This is a genomic window from Halopseudomonas sp., from assembly GCF_047631575.1.
GTDB lineage: Bacteria > Pseudomonadota > Gammaproteobacteria > Pseudomonadales > Pseudomonadaceae > Halopseudomonas.
In genome coordinates this window covers 61,481-78,887 of the sequence record NZ_JBLIAB010000007.1, presented here as the reverse complement: position 1 = coordinate 78,887, position 17,407 = coordinate 61,481, and the positions used below count along the sequence as shown (strand labels likewise).

General features: G+C 54.7%; 17 protein-coding genes and 2 tRNA genes. 18 read left to right on the top strand and 1 reads right to left on the bottom strand.

What is annotated here, in order from left to right:
- Nucleotide 1: 1 nt before the first annotated feature.
- Nucleotides 2-475, top strand: coding sequence for a transcription elongation factor GreA (gene greA, locus ACJAXR_RS12905; RefSeq protein ID WP_415058681.1), 474 nt, complete (start codon nucleotides 2-4; stop codon nucleotides 473-475).
- Entirely contained in the window at nucleotides 472-888 is a 417-nt protein-coding gene (locus ACJAXR_RS12900; RefSeq protein ID WP_415058680.1) for a DUF4149 domain-containing protein, read from the top strand. The genes greA and ACJAXR_RS12900 overlap by 4 nt, the downstream gene beginning before the upstream one ends.
- Before the next feature lie 30 nt (nucleotides 889-918).
- Here the strand turns inward: ACJAXR_RS12900 and yhbY are convergent, their stop codons facing one another.
- Nucleotides 919-1,233 (bottom strand): ribosome assembly RNA-binding protein YhbY, encoded by a 315-nt coding sequence (yhbY, locus tag ACJAXR_RS12895; RefSeq protein WP_415058679.1) that lies wholly within the window; start codon nucleotides 1,231-1,233, stop codon nucleotides 919-921.
- A 110-nt stretch (nucleotides 1,234-1,343) separates the two neighbouring features.
- On the opposite strand from yhbY, the gene rlmE reads away from it, so the two are divergent.
- From rlmE to ACJAXR_RS12815, 16 genes are all read left to right on the top strand, one after another.
- Nucleotides 1,344-1,970 carry a 23S rRNA (uridine(2552)-2'-O)-methyltransferase RlmE gene (rlmE, locus tag ACJAXR_RS12890; protein WP_415058678.1) on the top strand — a complete coding sequence of 209 codons (627 nt, stop codon included), beginning with the start codon at nucleotides 1,344-1,346 and terminating at the stop codon, nucleotides 1,968-1,970.
- Between the two features lie 165 nt (nucleotides 1,971-2,135).
- Nucleotides 2,136-4,079 carry an ATP-dependent zinc metalloprotease FtsH gene (gene ftsH, locus ACJAXR_RS12885; RefSeq protein WP_415058677.1) on the top strand — a complete coding sequence of 648 codons (1,944 nt, stop codon included), beginning with the start codon at nucleotides 2,136-2,138 and terminating at the stop codon, nucleotides 4,077-4,079.
- Nucleotides 4,080-4,086: 7 nt separating this feature from the next.
- Entirely contained in the window at nucleotides 4,087-4,938 is an 852-nt protein-coding gene (gene folP, locus ACJAXR_RS12880; RefSeq protein ID WP_415058676.1) for a dihydropteroate synthase, read from the top strand.
- 75 nt (nucleotides 4,939-5,013) lie between these two features.
- Nucleotides 5,014-6,354, top strand: coding sequence for a phosphoglucosamine mutase (glmM, locus tag ACJAXR_RS12875; RefSeq protein ID WP_415058675.1), 1,341 nt, complete (start codon nucleotides 5,014-5,016; stop codon nucleotides 6,352-6,354).
- Between the two features lie 82 nt (nucleotides 6,355-6,436).
- On the top strand, nucleotides 6,437-7,195 hold the full coding sequence (gene tpiA, locus ACJAXR_RS12870) for a triose-phosphate isomerase (RefSeq protein ID WP_415058674.1): 759 nt from the start codon (nucleotides 6,437-6,439) through the stop codon (nucleotides 7,193-7,195).
- Nucleotides 7,195-7,572, top strand: coding sequence for a preprotein translocase subunit SecG (gene secG, locus ACJAXR_RS12865; RefSeq protein ID WP_415058673.1), 378 nt, complete (start codon nucleotides 7,195-7,197; stop codon nucleotides 7,570-7,572). The genes tpiA and secG overlap by 1 nt, the downstream gene beginning before the upstream one ends.
- Before the next feature lie 12 nt (nucleotides 7,573-7,584).
- Nucleotides 7,585-7,669: transfer RNA gene (locus ACJAXR_RS12860), tRNA-Leu, on the top strand.
- Nucleotides 7,670-7,770: 101 nt separating this feature from the next.
- Nucleotides 7,771-7,847, top strand: a tRNA-Met gene (locus ACJAXR_RS12855).
- A 125-nt stretch (nucleotides 7,848-7,972) separates the two neighbouring features.
- Nucleotides 7,973-8,428 (top strand): ribosome maturation factor RimP, encoded by a 456-nt coding sequence (rimP, locus tag ACJAXR_RS12850; protein ID WP_415058672.1) that lies wholly within the window; start codon nucleotides 7,973-7,975, stop codon nucleotides 8,426-8,428.
- Between the two features lie 53 nt (nucleotides 8,429-8,481).
- Nucleotides 8,482-9,963, top strand: a complete 1,482-nt coding sequence (gene nusA / locus ACJAXR_RS12845; protein WP_415058671.1) for a transcription termination factor NusA — start codon at nucleotides 8,482-8,484, stop codon at nucleotides 9,961-9,963.
- Nucleotides 9,964-10,023: 60 nt separating this feature from the next.
- Nucleotides 10,024-12,561 (top strand): translation initiation factor IF-2, encoded by a 2,538-nt coding sequence (infB, locus tag ACJAXR_RS12840; protein ID WP_415058670.1) that lies wholly within the window; start codon nucleotides 10,024-10,026, stop codon nucleotides 12,559-12,561.
- Between the two features lie 123 nt (nucleotides 12,562-12,684).
- On the top strand, nucleotides 12,685-13,071 hold the full coding sequence (gene rbfA, locus ACJAXR_RS12835; RefSeq protein ID WP_415058669.1) for a 30S ribosome-binding factor RbfA: 387 nt from the start codon (nucleotides 12,685-12,687) through the stop codon (nucleotides 13,069-13,071).
- 4 nt (nucleotides 13,072-13,075) lie between these two features.
- Nucleotides 13,076-13,996, top strand: a complete 921-nt coding sequence (truB, locus tag ACJAXR_RS12830) for a tRNA pseudouridine(55) synthase TruB (RefSeq protein ID WP_415058668.1) — start codon at nucleotides 13,076-13,078, stop codon at nucleotides 13,994-13,996.
- A gap of 117 nt (nucleotides 13,997-14,113) precedes the next feature.
- A complete protein-coding gene (gene rpsO, locus ACJAXR_RS12825) occupies nucleotides 14,114-14,383 on the top strand; it encodes a 30S ribosomal protein S15 (protein ID WP_339844495.1) in 270 nt (89 codons plus the stop codon).
- An 86-nt stretch (nucleotides 14,384-14,469) separates the two neighbouring features.
- Nucleotides 14,470-16,578, top strand: coding sequence for a polyribonucleotide nucleotidyltransferase (gene pnp, locus ACJAXR_RS12820; RefSeq protein ID WP_415058667.1), 2,109 nt, complete (start codon nucleotides 14,470-14,472; stop codon nucleotides 16,576-16,578).
- Nucleotides 16,579-16,725: 147 nt separating this feature from the next.
- Nucleotides 16,726-17,403, top strand: a complete 678-nt coding sequence (locus ACJAXR_RS12815) for a glutathione S-transferase family protein (RefSeq protein ID WP_415058666.1) — start codon at nucleotides 16,726-16,728, stop codon at nucleotides 17,401-17,403.
- Nucleotides 17,404-17,407: the final 4 nt, after the last annotated feature.

Below are 17,407 nucleotides of genomic sequence, written 5' to 3'. Positions count from 1 at the left end.
TATGAAATATCCGATGACCACGCAGGGTGCAGAAGCCTTGGAAACCGAGCTTAAGCATCTGAAAAGCGTTATGCGCCCGCAGATCACCCAAGCCATCGCTGAAGCGAGAGAGCTGGGCGATCTGAAGGAGAACGCTGAGTATCATGCTGCGCGGGAGCAGCAGGGGATGGTCGAAGCGCGTATTCGCGATATCGAAGGCCGTCTAGGTAACGCTCAGGTGATTGATGTGGCCAGTATCCCACCCACCGGGAAGGTCATCTTTGGCACGACGGTCGAAATCGTCAATGTGGATACCGACGAGACAGTGGTGTACCAGATTGTTGGCGACGATGAGGCTAACATCAAAATAGGTAAGATCTCGGTCAGCTCCCCCATTGCCCGGGCTCTGATTGGTAAGGAAGCAGGCGATGTTGCGACCGTTAAAACACCTGGCGGTGTGGTTGAATACGAGATACTTGAGGTGAGTCACAAGTGACCTCCTCAGCTCAGCGGCCCATATTGCGTGGTGGTCGCGTTGCATGGCAGCTGACTCAGACGCTGTGGGTTGGCGCAATTTGGGTAACCCATTTTATTTTGTTGCCCGCACTCGGGAAAATGGGATTAGCGCCGCTGCTGATAGATGAGATTGCTGGCTTTATGCGGCCTCTAATGGTCGGTTTTGCGGGCGTCTGTGCACTATTGCAGTTGCTGGTGATAGGGGCTGCACTGGGTCGAGGTTGCTGGCGGGATCTGCGCACACAGTTGTTGCTGCTGGTAGTGGTCACCGTGGCAGTCGTGTTTGCTTTGACTCGCGTCGCGGGTACCGAGTATCTGCAATTGTTCGGCTATCTGGTTGTCGCCTTCGCCGGATTGGTATTGATTCTGCAGCCGCGTCCGGACGAAGGCTGATTGAGTCCGCCCGGGCGCGCCTGTAGTCCCTCAGATTTCCTTGAAACGCGTCAGGTTTGATAAATTGGGGTTGGCTTTCTTGTTGAGTCGTAACAGGATTGCCATCTTGCCTATCACCTGAACCAGTTCGGCGCCACTCGCCTTGCATACCTGAGCGATAAGAGCTTGCTTGGTGTCGCGATCGGCGACGCTGATGCGTATTTTGATCAATTCGTGATCGGTCAGTGCGCGGTCAAGTTCAGACAGTACGCCCTCACTGGCGCCCTGATCACTGACAATAACCACCGGCTTGAGATGATGGCCAATACGTTTGTAGTCTTTCTTCTGCGCTGAGCTGAGGGTCATAATGATCGGATGCTTACCAGTATTGAATGAGAAATTTAAATGTAACGCTGCTGTCCAATTAGACAGTACGCAGTTTAACAGGCAGCGCGCTTCGCTGCATGGGGTATTCCGTGGCACAGAGCAAGACCAGTAAAGGTTGGCTGAAAGAGCACTTTGATGATCCTTTCGTCAAGCAGGCGCAAAAGGACGGTTATCGTTCTAGGGCCAGTTATAAGCTTCTCGAAGTGCAGGAGAAGGATCGTTTGTTTCGTCCCGGAATGACAGTCGTCGATCTGGGTTCTGCGCCGGGGGGCTGGTCCCAGGTAGCCAGCCGACTGATTGGCGAGCAGGGCCGCATCATTGCATCTGATATTTTGCCGATGGACAGCATCGCTGATGTCACCTTCATCGAAGGGGATTTTACTGAGGACAGCGTATTCGAGGCGATACTAGCGGCGATTGGTGATCAGCCCGTTGACCTTGTTATTTCGGATATGGCCCCCAATATGAGTGGGACGCCTGAAGTTGATCAGCCCGCGGCTATTTATTTGTGCGAGCTGGCGCTGGATATGGCGGAAAGAGTCCTGAGACCGGGTGGGGATTTCCTTATCAAGGTGTTCCACGGTGAAGGATTCGACGATTATTTCAAGTTGATGCGTAGCCGTTTCGACAAGGTGGTGACCCGCAAGCCTGACGCCTCACGAGGTCGCTCGCGGGAAACGTATCTGCTAGGCAAAGGCTTCAAGGGCCAGGAGTGATCTCTGGTCTGTCAGATAAAAGGGACGCGTACCGGCAATCCGGCGACACAGAGCGTTACACTGGCTTATCTGCAGTAGGCCTGTAGATTGGTGTAATGTATCTAAAAGCAGTTCAGACTCAGTCAAGCTTTTGCTGCACGCGCAGCGGGGCAAGAGGGTAGCAATTTGAATGATATGGCGAAAAATCTCATCCTGTGGTTGATCATCGCGGCAGTGTTGGTCACGGTCATGAACAATTTCAGCGGGCCTAGCGAAACCACCAATACGCTTGTTTATTCCCAGTTCATCGAGCAGGTGAAGCAGGGACAGGTCGAGAAGGTGACGGTCGATGGGTTCGAGATATCCGGGGTCAAGAATGATGGCAGTCAGTTCAAGACGGTGCGGCCCGCCATCCAGGACAGCGGTCTGATTGGTGACCTGCTGGAAAACGACGTGGTTATCGAAGGCAGGCAGCCGGAGCAACAAAGCATCTGGACACAACTGCTTATTGCCAGTTTCCCGATCTTGATTATTATTGCCATTTTTATGTTCTTCATGCGTCAGATGCAAGGTGGGGCAGGTGGCAAGGGTGGTCCGATGAGCTTTGGCAAGAGTAAAGCCCGGATGCTGACTGAAGATCAGGTCAAGACCACATTTGCTGACGTCGCTGGCTGTGATGAAGCGAAGGAAGAGGTCGGTGAGCTGGTTGAGTTCTTGCGCGACCCAGGTAAATTTCAGCGCCTAGGCGGGCACATACCGCGCGGTGTACTGATGGTGGGCCAGCCGGGTACGGGTAAGACACTGCTTGCTAAAGCCGTAGCCGGCGAGGCGAAGGTACCTTTTTTCACCATATCCGGTTCGGATTTCGTCGAAATGTTCGTCGGTGTAGGCGCCAGCCGTGTCCGTGACATGTTTGAGCAGGCTAAGAAGCACGCGCCGTGCATTATCTTTATCGACGAAATTGATGCGGTTGGTCGTCATCGTGGCTCCGGAATGGGAGGTGGTCACGATGAGCGTGAGCAGACCCTCAACCAGCTGCTTGTCGAGATGGATGGCTTTGAACCTAACGACGGCGTCATAGTTGTTGCCGCGACAAACCGACCTGACGTACTCGATCAGGCACTACTGCGCCCCGGTCGCTTTGATCGTCAGGTAGTGGTGGGGCTTCCAGATATTCGTGGTCGCGAGCAGATTCTCAAGGTTCATATGCGCAAAGTCCCATTAGGTGACGATGTGATGGCGGGTAACATTGCCCGCGGCACTCCCGGATTCTCTGGCGCCGATCTTGCTAACTTGGTTAACGAGGCATCCCTTTTCGCCGCGCGTTTTGGTAAGCGCATAGTGGAAATGAAAGAATTTGAAATGGCTAAAGACAAGATCATGATGGGCGCCGAGCGCAAATCCATGGTTATGTCCGACAAGGAAAAGCTCAATACGGCTTATCATGAGTCCGGTCATGCCATTGTCGGTCGTCTAGTACCTGAGCACGACCCGGTCTACAAGGTGTCCATTATCCCCCGTGGTCGCGCCCTCGGCGTGACAATGTTTCTGCCGGAAGAAGATCGCTACAGTCTTTCCAAGAGAGCTTTGACCAGTCAGATCTGTTCGCTCTTTGGCGGACGTATTGCCGAAGAGATGACGCTAGGTTTCGACGGCGTTACTACTGGCGCCTCTAATGACATCATGCGCGCCACCCAGTTGGCCAAGAATATGGTCACCAAATGGGGTCTTTCCGAAAAACTTGGGCCGCTGATGTACGGCGAAGACGAGAATGAAGGTTATCTTGGTCGTCAGGGTGGAGGCCAAGCTGGGGGTATCTCTGGTGAAACGGCAAAGCTGATTGACCAGGAAGTACGCCGGATTATTGATGAGTGTTATGCGACTGCGCAGCAACTGCTCAAGGATAATCGCGATAAGCTCGACCTTATGGCGCAGGCTTTGATGAAGTATGAAACCATCGATGCCGATCAGATCCAGGACATCATGACGGGTAAGCCCGCCCGTGAACCAAAAGACTGGAGCTCTGATGACAAGGCTGGTCCTGGTGCTGCAGCAAGCTCTGAGTCGGCTGACGAGCCTGCGGACAAGCGTAGCGATACCATCATAGGTGGTCCGGCGGGCGAGCACTGATCAGGATATGCCTACAGTGAACTCTGGTTCCCGATTGCCCTGTGGCGATCGGGAACTTGATCTGTCCCATGCTCATGTAATGGGTATTCTCAATGTGACGCCCGACTCCTTCTCTGACGGCGGTCGCTATCTGAGACTTGACCAGGCACTGCGTCATGTCCAGCAGATGCTTGAAGAGGGGGCGACTCTCATCGATGTGGGGGGTGAATCCACCCGGCCGGGTGCTGATCCAGTCAGTGCCAGTCAGGAGCTGGATCGCGTACTCCCTGTGGTTGAGGCCATCAGTCAGCGTTTCGATACGATCATTTCAGTCGACACCAGCACACCCCAAGTCATGTGCGAGTCAGCTTCAGCCGGCGCTGGCATGATCAATGATGTGCGCGCATTACAGCGCGACGGTGCATTGATGGCCGCGGCCCAGACGGGATTGCCTGTGTGCCTCATGCATATGCAGGGTGAGCCACAGCACATGCAGCAGACCCCGCAATACGCCTCCGTGATCGATGAAGTCAGTGCCTTTCTTATCGAGCGTGTTACTGCCTGCGTGCAGGCGGGCATTCCGGCTAATCGGTTATTACTCGACCCAGGCTTTGGTTTTGGCAAGACCCTGGAGCATAATCTTCAGTTGTTTGCTGGCATAGAGTCTTTGCGACCTGCGGGTATTCACCTTTTGGTGGGTGTGTCGCGCAAGAGCATGATTGGCCAGCTATTGGGCCGCTCTGTGGATCAGCGGCTCGCGGGGGGGTTGGCGCTGGCTGCGCTGGCAGTGAGAAGTGGTGCACGCATTATTCGCGCCCACGATATTGCTCAGACATTAGATGTTGTGCGGATGACCGAGGCGGTCATGTCGGCTAGCTGAGACTTTTGATGTGGCCGGGGTGCTCCCTATTTGCGAGCAGTCATTAAAAAAGAACTAGATCAGGATTTTGCGTACATGGAAAAGAAATACTTTGGCACGGATGGCATACGCGGCCAAGTAGGAACCCATCCTATCACCCCCGAGTTTATGCTCAAGCTAGGGTGGGCTGTAGGAACGGCCTTTAAAAAGCAGGGCGAGTGCCGGGTGGTGATCGGCAAAGACACACGGATTTCCGGATATATGTTTGAATCCGCGCTGGAAGCGGGCTTGTCTGCCGCAGGAGCTCACGTTCAGCTCCTGGGTCCAATGCCAACGCCGGCGATTGCCTATCTCACGCGCACTTTCAAGGCGGATGCGGGTATCGTTATCAGTGCCTCGCATAACCCGTATTACGATAACGGCATCAAGTTTTTTTCTGCTTCGGGAAGCAAGCTTCCAGATGATCTGGAACTCGAGATCGAACGTCTGGTCGACTCGCCCATTGTGGTGGTTGATTCTGCATCGCTGGGTAAGGTATCTCGGGTAGAGGATGCCTCGGGTCGCTACATCGAGTTCTGCAAGAGCAGTGTGCCGACCAGCACTAGCTTCAAGGGCCTGAAGTTAGTGCTTGATTGTGCTCACGGCGCAACCTACAAGGTGGCACCCAGTGTGTTTCGGGAGCTCGGCGCCGAGGTTATGGTCATCGGAGCGCAACCCAATGGCGTTAATATAAATGATGGCGTTGGCTCGACGGATCTCTCCGCCCTGCGTGACCAGGTGCTGTCGAATGGAGCTGATCTGGGCATTGCTTTGGATGGCGATGGCGACAGGGTCTTGATGGTTGACCATCAGGGGGTCGAGGTTGGCGGTGATGAGTTGCTTTACATCATGGCGATGGAGCTGCATCGACGGAATGTCTTGCGCGGAGGGGTGGTCGGAACGTTAATGAGTAACCTCGGTCTTGAGCTTGCGCTGCGCAAAGAGGGTATCGAGTTTGTGCGCGCCAGGGTGGGCGACCGATATGTTATGGCCGAGCTGCGCGCGCGTGACTGGGTGTTAGGTGGTGAGGCATCGGGTCACCTGGTATGTCTGCATCACAGTAGTACCGGTGACGGCATCATTGCGGCGCTTCAGGTGCTCAAGGCGCTGCGGAGTACCGGTTGCACGCTTTCTGAAGCGCGGCAGGGTATGGAAAAATGCCCGCAGGTATTGATCAATGTGCGCTATCAGCGAGGCACAACTTCGCCTTTAGCCGATCCAGGATTGCAGGCTGCGGTACGTGCTGCGGAAGCGCGTCTTGGCCAGAGCGGGCGAGTTCTGTTGCGTTTGTCCGGTACCGAGCCGCTTATCCGGGTGATGGTTGAAGGTCAGGATCCGGCCCAGGTGTCGGCCGAAGCGGAGTCTCTCGCTGCTGAAGTTCGAGCTTTATTTGCCTGACTCAAAAGCATAATGAAAATGCGGTTGTGTCGCCGCGGCAACTTGGTTAACATTGGCGCCCGCTCGAACTGAGAGGTTGAGGATGCGTCGTCTGCTCGTCGCCGGTAACTGGAAAATGCATGGGACTCGGCAGTCCGTTGACAGCCTTCTTCAAGGGTTGAATCAGCAGGACTGGCCAGACAACGTGGATCTCATGGTTGCCCCGCCATCGCTGTATATACAGCATTGCCTAGAGCGCCTATCCAGATCACCGCTATATGTGGGTGGTCAAAGTTGCGCATACCAGGCTGAGCCGGGTGCGCTGACAGGCGAGATATCTGCTGCTCAGTTACGCGATGCGGGATGTGAATTTGTACTTGTGGGCCACTCCGAGCGGCGCAGCCTGTTTGGTGAGACCGATGAGGTAGTACGCAAGAAGTTTGCCGCAGCATTGGCGTGTGGATTAAGGCCTGTACTGTGTGTCGGTGAAACGCTGGAACAGCGCGACGCTGGGCTGACCGCCGAGGTAGTGGGTAGGCAGTTGAAGGATATTTTAGACGCTTTTGGGGTTGGCGGTTTGGCCCAAGGCGTTGTGGCTTATGAGCCGGTTTGGGCAATAGGTACCGGATTGACAGCGGAGCCTGAACAGGCTCAGGATGTGCACGCGATGATCCGGGCCCGCTTAGCCATGCTTGACGATGAGCAGGCACGGTTAGTGCAGATTGTTTACGGCGGTAGTGTCAAGGCAGATAACGCCGAGGCTCTCTTTGCCATGCCGGATATCGATGGGGGGCTAGTGGGTGGAGCCGCTCTCAATGCAGATGAATTTGGTGCGATAGCACGTGCCGCAGGACGAGTGTAATGATTGAGACCGTGGTAGTGGTTATTCACCTGATGGCAGCGTTGGCGTTGGTCGGCCTGGTTCTGATCCAGCAGGGCAAGGGTGCTGAAACAGGCGCCTCCTTCGGTTCCGGTGCTTCCGGTACCGTGTTTGGTAGTCAGGGTTCGGCAACGTTTCTCAGCCGCTTGACGGCTGTGCTGGCTGCGGTATTCTTCGTCACTTCTTTGGGACTGGCCTTTTACGCCAGCAACAAAGCATCGGTGGTTCGTGATGCGGGCTTGCCTGCTCCGGCGATGCAGCGCGACGCTGCGGTGCCTACCATAGAAGAAGATGTACCTGTTCTTGAAGAGCAGGCTCCTCAGGCTGATACGACAGACGGCGTGCCGTCCGTCGAGTAAGCAAACAGTTTTGCGGAAGTGGTGGAATTGGTAGACACGCTATCTTGAGGGGGTAGTGCCTTAGGGTGTATGGGTTCGAGTCCCATCTTCCGCACCAATCAAACAGGGCCTGCATTTGCAGGCCCTGCATATTTCAGGGCTAATTACGCCGGTTGTCTTGTGGGATAACCAAGCGTATAATAAGCGCCCTAGATTCGACGCGGGGTGGAGCAGTCTGGTAGCTCGTCGGGCTCATAACCCGAAGGTCGTAGGTTCAAATCCTGCCCCCGCAACCAGTTTTAAGGCCCCTTTTCAGGGGCTTTTTATTAGCCGTTAGTATCACGCAAGCGGTGCAAGACAGTATGGGCTTTAATGCCCATTTTTTATTGGCGACTATTTCTGAGAATGAGAGGCGGTTAATTTGTCCGGCAAAGTGACTGAGTTGGAGGCCCTGGCGGTCCCGATTGTCGAAGCTTTGGGCTATCGTTGTTGGGGTATCGAGTACCTGTCCCAGGGACGGCATAGTCTATTGCGTGTGTACATCGACCACCCTGAAGGTGTCAGTGTTGAAGCCTGCGCAGCCGTTAGTCGTCAGGTTAGTGCGGTGCTGGACGTAGAGAATCCGATTTCAGGTGACTACACTCTGGAAGTCTCCTCGCCCGGCATGGACAGACCTCTCTTTACCCTCGAGCAGTTTGCCAGCCACGTGGGTGAACAGGCCAAAATCAAGTTACGCGTTCCCTACGAGGGACGGCGGAATTTTCAAGGTGTCATCCGTGGAGTTGAAGGTGACGAGATCATATTGCAGGTAGATGAGCATGAGTACCTGCTGCCGATCGACACCATCGACAAAAGCAATATTATTCCACGGTTTTGAGCATTATTTCGGGCTCCAGTGGCCCCAATGGATGGCGTTAGGCGAGGCATACGATGAGCAAAGAAGTGCTGCTGGTTGTGGAATCCGTTTCCAACGAGAAGGGCGTACCGCCCGGCGTGATTTTTGAAGCGTTGGAACTGGCATTGGCCACAGCTACTAAGAAGCTTTATGAAGACGAAGTGGACGTGCGCGTGGCGATTGATCGTCACACTGGCGGCTATGAAACGTTCATGCGCTGGGCTGTGGTGGCCGACGAAGATTTCGAAGAGCCCGGCATGCAACTGACCCTGGATCAGGGTCAGGAGCGAGATCCGCAGATCAATATTGGCGACATGATCGAAGACAAGATCGAGTCTGTCGAGTTTGGGCGTATTGCCGCGCAGATCGCCAAACAAGTCATTGTCCAAAAGGTACGCGAAGCCGAGCGGGCGCAGGTAGTTGATGCGTATCGCGACCGTCTGGGCGAGATTATCAGTGGTACGGTCAAGAAAGTGACTCGCGACAGCGTTATTGTCGATCTGGGCAATAACGCCGAAGCGGTGTTGCCGCGCGAGGAAATGATCCCGCGTGAAACATTCCGTACCGGTAGCCGTATTCGCGCCTTGCTGAAGGATATCCGCACTGAGAATCGTGGCCCTCAATTGGTGCTCTCGCGTAGCTGTCCGGAGATGATCATTGAGCTGTTTCGTATTGAGGTGCCGGAAATTGCCGAGGAGCTGATCGAAGTCATGGGTGCAGCCCGGGATCCGGGTTCACGTGCCAAGATCGCTGTTCGTTCCAAGGATAAGCGTATTGATCCTCAGGGCGCTTGTATTGGTATGCGCGGATCACGAGTACAGGCTGTATCCGGTGAGCTCGGTGGCGAACGTGTTGATATCGTGCTTTGGGATGATAACTTTGCCCAGTTCGTGATTAACGCGATGGCCCCTGCAGAGGTCGCCTCGATTATTCTGGATGAAGACGCTCACACGATCGATATCGCCGTGGCCGAAGACAACCTGGCCCAGGCAATTGGTCGCAGTGGTCAGAACGTTCGTCTGGCCAGCATGCTGACCGGCTGGACCCTGAACGTTATGACCGAAGACGACATCCGGGCCAAGCAGGAAGCTGAAACCGGTGACATTCTGCGTACCTTTGTCGACGAACTGGATATTGATGAAGATCTAGCGCAGCTTCTGGTAGAAGAAGGCTTCACCTCTCTTGAGGAGATTGCTTATGTACCCATGGAGGAGATGTTGGCGATTGATGGGTTTGACGAAAATATCGTCACCGAGTTGCGCTCGCGGGCCAAGGACCTGTTGCTGACCAAGGCACTTACCAGTGAAGAGAAGCTAGACGAGGTTCAGCCTGCAGACGACCTGTTGAACATGGAGGGCATGGACCGCGCTCTGGCGTTTCATCTGGCCGCAAAAGGCATTATCACCATGGAAGATCTGGCAGAACAGTCGATTGATGAGCTGCTGGATATCGAAAGTATTGACGAAGAACGTGCCGGCGCCTTGATTATGGCCGCACGGGCACCCTGGTTTGCATAACCGGTCGGTAAGCGAATTTATCCTGATCTTGAGCAGGAACCCGACTGAGGAGAGAATTGAATGGCGGAAGTAACGGTCAAAGAGTTGGCCCAGGTGGTGGGTACACCCCTGGAGCGTCTGCTACAGCAGATGCATGAAGCCGGTTTGCCCCAAACCAGCGCGGATCAGCGCGTGAGTGATGAGGAAAAGCAGGCACTACTGGCTTATCTGAAGAACTCACACGGCGGAGAGACCGCCGGCGAGCCTCGCAAGATAACCCTCAAGCGCAAGACAGTGAGCACCCTGCGGGTTGCCGGCAGCAAAACTGTCAATGTCGAAGTACGCAAGAAAAAGACTTACGTTAAGCGCGATCCAGTTGACCTGGATGTCGAGCGTCAACGCGAGGCAGATGAGTTGCGCGCAGCGGAGGATGCACGTCAGGCCGCCGTCGAGGCAGAAGCCAAGCGCAAATTTGAGGAAGCAGAGAGTGCCGCTGTTCAGGCTGAGAGCAAAGCGCCTGAATCTCCTGCCCCTGCCCCTGCCCCTGCCGCCGAGGAGCCGGCCAAGGTCGAGCCCGCAGCGCCGGTTGCGGCACCCGCGCCGCCAGCCGCCCCTGTGGTTATTGCGCCACCGGCCGACAAGCCCGACCATTCCAAGAAAAAAGATGCGCATCGCAAGCCGACACGTGCCGAGGAAGAGGAAGAGCGGAGTCGCAAGCGTGCTGGGAACAGTGCTAAAGGTCGTAACGCGCCTCGCGTCAGCGATGACGATGATGCTGGCTCACGCCGCCGTGGCGGTGGTGGCAAGCTGAAGGCGAACAAGAAACGCAATGTACACGGCTTCGAGAAGCCGACAGGACCGATAGTGCGAGAAGTGGTAATTGGCGAGACCATCACTGTGGCCGAACTGGCTCAGAAGATGTCCATCAAGGCAGCTGAAGTCATCAAGTACATGTTCAAGTCAGGCAACATGGTGACGATCAACCAAGTGTTGGATCAGGATACGGCGAGCATCATTGCTGAGGATCTGGGCCACAAGGTCAAGCAGATCAGCGACAGCGATCTCGAGGACGCTCTGGTATCAGAGTCTCATGCACATGAAGGTGAGTTGGTCAGCCGGGCGCCGGTTGTTACCGTCATGGGTCACGTTGACCACGGTAAAACGTCGCTACTTGACTACATTCGACGTGCCAAGGTGGCATCCGGCGAAGCTGGCGGTATTACTCAGCACATTGGTGCCTACCACGTCGAGACTGATCGCGGCATGGTTACCTTCCTCGACACCCCTGGCCACGCTGCGTTTACTGCAATGCGTGCCCGTGGTGCCAAGGCAACGGATATAGTGATCTTGGTAGTGGCAGCTGACGATGGCGTAATGCCCCAGACTGAAGAAGCTGTGGCGCATGCCAAAGCTGCCGGCGTTCCTATGGTGGTCGCGGTCAACAAGATCGACAAGGAAGATGCTGACCCGGATCGCATCAAGAACGGTCTGGCGGCATTGGATGTGCTTCCCGAAGAATGGGGCGGTGACACCATGTTCATGCACGTCTCGGCCAAGGATGGTACCGGTATAGACGAGTTGCTTGAAGCTGTGCTGTTGCAAGCAGAAGTGCTTGAACTGCAGGCCCAGCCGTCGGCTCCAGGTCGCGGTGTGGTAGTCGAGTCCCGTCTGGACAAGGGTCGTGGCCCGGTTGCTACGGTCCTGGTACAGAACGGTACGCTGCGTCAGGGCGATATCGTTTTGGCTGGCGTCAATTACGGCCGCATTCGTGCGATGTATGACGAAAACGGCAAGCCGATCAAGGAAGCAGGTCCATCCATCCCGGTCGAGATTCTCGGTCTGGACGGTACGCCTGGCGCCGGTGATGAACTCACTGTTGTCACCGACGAGAAGAAAGCGCGTGAAGTTGCTTTGTTCCGTCAGGGCAAGTTCCGCGAGATCAAGTTGGCGCGTCAGCAGTCCTCCAAGCTCGAGAACATGTTTGATAATCTGGGCCAGGACGAAAAGAAGACGCTCAACATCGTACTCAAATCCGATGTGCGCGGCTCCTTAGAGGCTCTGCAAAGCTCGCTCAGCGAATTGGGTAACGACGAGGTTCAGGTCAAGATCATCTCCGGAGGCGTGGGTGGTATCACCGAAACCGACGCCAACCTGGCATTGGCTTCCAATGCCGTTATCTTTGGTTTCAACGTTCGAGCTGATGCTACTGCACGCAAAATTGTTGAGTCGGAAAGCATTGATCTGCGTTACTACAGTGTCATTTACGAGATCATCGACGACGTCAAGAAAGCCCTGGGCGGTATGCTGGGTAGTGATGTTCGTGAGCAGATCCTCGGTGTTGCCGAAGTACGTGACGTGTTCCGTTCACCCAAGTTTGGTGACGTGGCGGGCTGTATGGTCATTGAAGGCACAATCTACCGTAACCGCCCGATCCGTGTACTTCGCCAGGACGTCGTTATCTATGAAGGCGAGCTGGAATCCCTGCGTCGCTTCAAGGATGACGTTGCCGAAGTGCGTAATGGCATGGAGTGCGGTGTCGGTGTGAAGAACTATAATGACGTTAAGCCGGGTGACCGCATCGAAGTCTTCGAGCGTATCCAGGTCCAACGCAGCCTGTAATAGCTGCAGGCAGTGAAATACGGCAGGCATCGGGCTCAGCGTAAGCTGATCCGGGTGCTTGCCGTTCACGTTTGCGACGTTCCGCTTTTTTAGGCCACCTGCGGGTGGCCAGAGACAGATTTTATGGCTAATGAAAACAGTCGTACCCACCGCGTAGCGGACCAGATGCAGCGCGAATTGGCGCTTTTGATCCAACGTGATATCCGTGATCCGCGGCTTGGCATGATCACCATCACAGCTGTCGACGTGAGTCGGGACCTAGCCCACGCCAAGGTCTACATCACGCTGATGAACAAGGATAGTGAAGAAGATATTGCCGAGAATTTGGCGATTTTGAAAAACGTCGCTGGATTCCTGCGTATGCAGTTAGGCAAAGTTATGAAGTTGCGTAGTGTTCCACAACTGCATTTTCATTACGATGAAAGCGTGCGCCGTGGTGTGCATTTGTCGTCGCTGATCGAGCGTGCAGTGGCCGAAGATCGCGAGCATAAAACGGATGGCGAGGAGTAGAGTTTTGTCGGCACCCCGCATCAAGCGTCGCGATATTGACGGCGTACTGATTTTTGACAAGCCGCTGGGCATGACTTCCAATGCCGCTTTGCAAAAAGTGCGGTGGCTGTTCAATGCCGCCAAGGGCGGTCATACCGGCAGTCTGGATCCGCTTGCTAGTGGCGTGCTGCCATTATGCTTGGGCGAAGCCACCAAGTTTTCCCAGTATTTGCTGGATGCAGACAAGGCGTACGTTACCGAGGCGAGGCTGGGCTTGACGACCACTACCGGCGACGCTGAAGGTGAGGTGCTGCTAAATCGACCCGTTAGCGTCACGCTGGAGCAAGTGGAAGCAATTCTTCCTCATTTCAGTGGCCCCATAGAGCAGATCCCGCCAATGTATTCTGCTCTCAAGCACGAGGGGCAACCGCTGTACAAGCTGGCTCGGGCGGGGGAAACAGTGGAGCGCAAGGCGCGATCTGTTACCATCAACAAATTGAAGATTCTGGGTCTTGAGTCTGATCGCCTGCGCCTGGAGGTGCATTGCACCAAAGGCACCTATATCCGTACCTTGGTAGAGGATATGGGTGAAGCGCTCGGGTGTGGTGCCCATGTGTCGGAATTGCGTCGTACGCAGGCTGGGCCCTTTGATTTGACCCAGAGCGTGACACTGGAAACCCTTGAACAGCTCCATGCCGAAGGTGGGCATCTTGCGCTTGATCATCTGTTGTTACCCAGCGACAGTGGATTGGAAGATTGGCCCTTTGTCGAACTTACCGAGCAGACTGCTTATTATCTTAATCACGGTCAGGCGGTCATGGTCCCAGGCAGTCCGGCATTTGGTATGGTCCGGCTACGCGACCATACGGGACAATTTATTGGTATCGGCGAGATTACCGACGATGCCCGCGTAGCACCGAAACGCTTGATGCGTTTTCACGGCTAGGCAAACGAAGTTGACCCATCAGGGTCACAACGAGGGTGGCTGTTAACAGGCATGGTCACTCCTCGATTTAAAACACGGGATTAGGTTCCCGGCCTGTTCACTCAGAGGAAAGCTATCATGGCACTGAGCGTCGAAGAGAAAGCTGCAATCGTAACCGAATATGCCCGTGGCGAAGGTGACACCGGTTCTCCTGAAGTCCAGGTAGCGCTGTTGACTGCAAACATCAACAAGCTCCAGGGTCACTTCAAGATTAACAAGAAGGATCACCACTCACGTCGCGGTCTGATCCGGATGGTAAACCAGCGTCGTAAGCTGCTGGATTATCTGAAGTCGAAAGACATACCGCGTTACAGCAGCTTGATCAGCAGTCTGGGTCTGCGTCGCTAAGCGACAAGTCCCGTTTGGACATGATCGGGTCCGAAACCCGGTCGTGCCCAGAGTTTCCCCAAAGGCAAATACAGAGAGAGCACACCGTGAAACCGGTTATCAAACAATTTAAATTAGGCAATAACACCATCACCCTGGAAACGGGCCGTATTGCCCGCCAGGCTTCTGGTGCCGTATTGGTCAGCATCGACAATGCCGTCAGCGTGCTGTGTACCGTCGTTGGCGCCAAGAAAGCCGACTCCGGTCGTGACTTCTTCCCTCTGTCTGTGCATTACATCGAGAAGACCTACGCCGCAGGCCGTATCCCCGGTGGCTTCTTCAAGCGTGAAGGTCGTCCTACTGAAAAAGAGACCTTGACCTCACGCCTGATCGATCGTCCGATCCGCCCGCTGTTTCCTGACGGATTCATGAATGAAGTCCAGGTGGTGTGTACTGTCGTTTCCACCGATAAAACCACTGACCCAGATATCGCCGCGCTGATCGGCACATCCGCCGCCCTGGCAATCTCTGGCATACCGTTTGACGGCCCCATCGCTGGCTCACGGGTTGGTTTTGATGCGAACAATGGCTACATCCTTAACCCCACCTACGAACAGCTCAAAGACTCACGTCTGGATATGATCGTAGCCGGTACTGAAGACGCCGTACTGATGGTTGAGTCTGAAGCCAAAGAGCTGACCGAAGACCAGATGCTGGGCGCAGTACTCTTCGCTCACATGGAGTTCCAGCCGGCTGTTCAGGCCATCAAGGAACTCGCCGCTGAAACTGGCAAGGCCCGTTGGGACTGGACGGCTGCTCCGGAAAACACTGCTTTGCTGGACGCCATCAAGTCTCAGTTTGGTGCCGGTATTGCAGAGGGTTACACCGTTACCGACAAGATGGCTCGCTATACTCACCTGGGTGAGTTGCGTAACAAGGCTATTGACGCATTGTCCGGCAGCGAAGAGGGCAAGCCCTCAGCCAGCGATGTTAAGGACGCATTTGGTGAGATTGAGTACCGCACCGTGCGTGAAAGCATTGTGAACGGCAATCCACGTATCGACGGTCGTGACACCAAAACGGTTCGCCCGCTGAACATCGAAGTCGGCGTACTGGATCGCACCCATGGCTCAGCTTTGTTCACACGTGGTGAAACCCAGGCTCTGGTTGTGACCACGCTGGGTACTGCCCGCGACGCACAGTTGCTGGACACATTGGAAGGCGAGAAGAAAGATCCCTTCATGCTGCATTACAACTTCCCTCCTTACTCCGTAGGCGAATGTGGTCGTATGGGCGGCACCGGTCGTCGCGAAGTTGGTCACGGCCGTCTGGCTCGTCGCAGTATTGCCGCGGTCATGCCGAACATGGATGACTTCCCTTACACCATTCGCGTGGTATCGGAAATCACCGAGTCTAACGGTTCCAGCTCCATGGCTTCCGTGTGTGGCGCGTCCCTGGCTCTGATGGACGCCGGCGTACCGCTGAGCGCACCGGTTGCCGGTATCGCCATGGGTCTGGTCAAGGAAGGCGAGAAGTTCGCCATTCTGACGGATATCCTGGGTGACGAAGATCACCTTGGCGACATGGACTTCAAGGTGGCTGGTACCAGCAAGGGCGTTACCGCTCTGCAGATGGATATCAAGATCAAAGGCATCACCGAAGAGATCATGGAAATTGCGCTGGGTCAGGCACTGGAAGCCCGCCTGAACATTCTCGGTCAAATGAATCAGATCCTTGGCGAGTCGCGCAAAGAACTGTCTTCCAACGCACCGACTATGATCAGTATGAAGATCGACTCCGACAAGATCCGTGATGTGATCGGCAAGGGCGGCGCTACTATTCGTGGTATCTGCGAAGAAACGGGTGCTTCTATCGATATCACCGATGATGGTTCAGTCAAAATCTTCGCGCCCACCAAGGACGCTGCCAACGCTGCCAAGGCACGGGTTGACGAGATCACTGCAGAAGCCGAAATCGGTAAGATCTATGAAGGCAAGGTAGAGCGCATCGTCGACTTTGGCGCATTCGTTAATATCCTGCCGGGCAAGGACGGCCTTGTGCACATTTCTCAGATCGCCAACCAGCGCATCGAGAAAGTGACTGACGTTCTGACCGAAGGTCAGATGGTTCGCGTACTGGTACTGGACGTGGACAACCGCGGTCGTATCAAGCTGTCCATCAAGGATGTTGAAGGTGCCGAAGGCCAAGATGCCTAAGTACGAGCATCACGTGCAGTAACAGGAGCCCAGCTAATCCCTGGGCTTTTTTATTGTGTGGATATTTTGGAGTGGGTGGTTGAGACGGTTTGCATTGGATCGCCAAGTCCTAGATGCTAAGTGTTGACCCAAACGATGGAAATTAAAATGATCAAACTGCACGGTTTTTCTGCCAGCAATTACTACAATGTTCCAAAACTTGCCCTTTTGGAAAAAGGTATTGAGTTTGAAGAGGTTTTGTCCTACACCGGGGTGGGTCCACAGTATAAGCCCGAATATCTCGATAAGAGCCCGCTTGGCAAGGTGCCGGCACTTGAAACAGCCGAAGGCTACATCAGCGAATCACGTGCGATTTTAGATTATATTGAAAGAGCTTATCCGCAACATTCACTGCTGCCGGATACACCCTTCGGCGTTGCTAAAGTGCAGGAGTTGTCACAGTTCATTGAGCTTTATTTCGAGCTTGTTGCCCGCCGCCTGATCCCGAATCTGTTACTCGGTACCGAGCCTGATCCAGTCGTGTTGAAAGAAGTTGAGAACAGCTTCAACAAGGCCGTTGTAGCGCTGGCAAAGCTGTCGAGCTTTGAGCAGTTTGCCTATGGTGACCAATTTACTCTGGCCGATATCGCGGCGATTTTGAACCTGCCGATTGTCCGCAACGTGGGGATAAAGTTTCTGGGCAGAGATCCTCTGTCAGAGGTACCTGGACTGGATGCATACTGCGCACGGATGGAGGCGCGCCCTCAGGTCAAGAAGGTTCGCATGGATTCAGTAAGCGATCGCCCAGGTTTCATGACGCACCTCAAAGCCTTGTATGGTGTTTGATCTC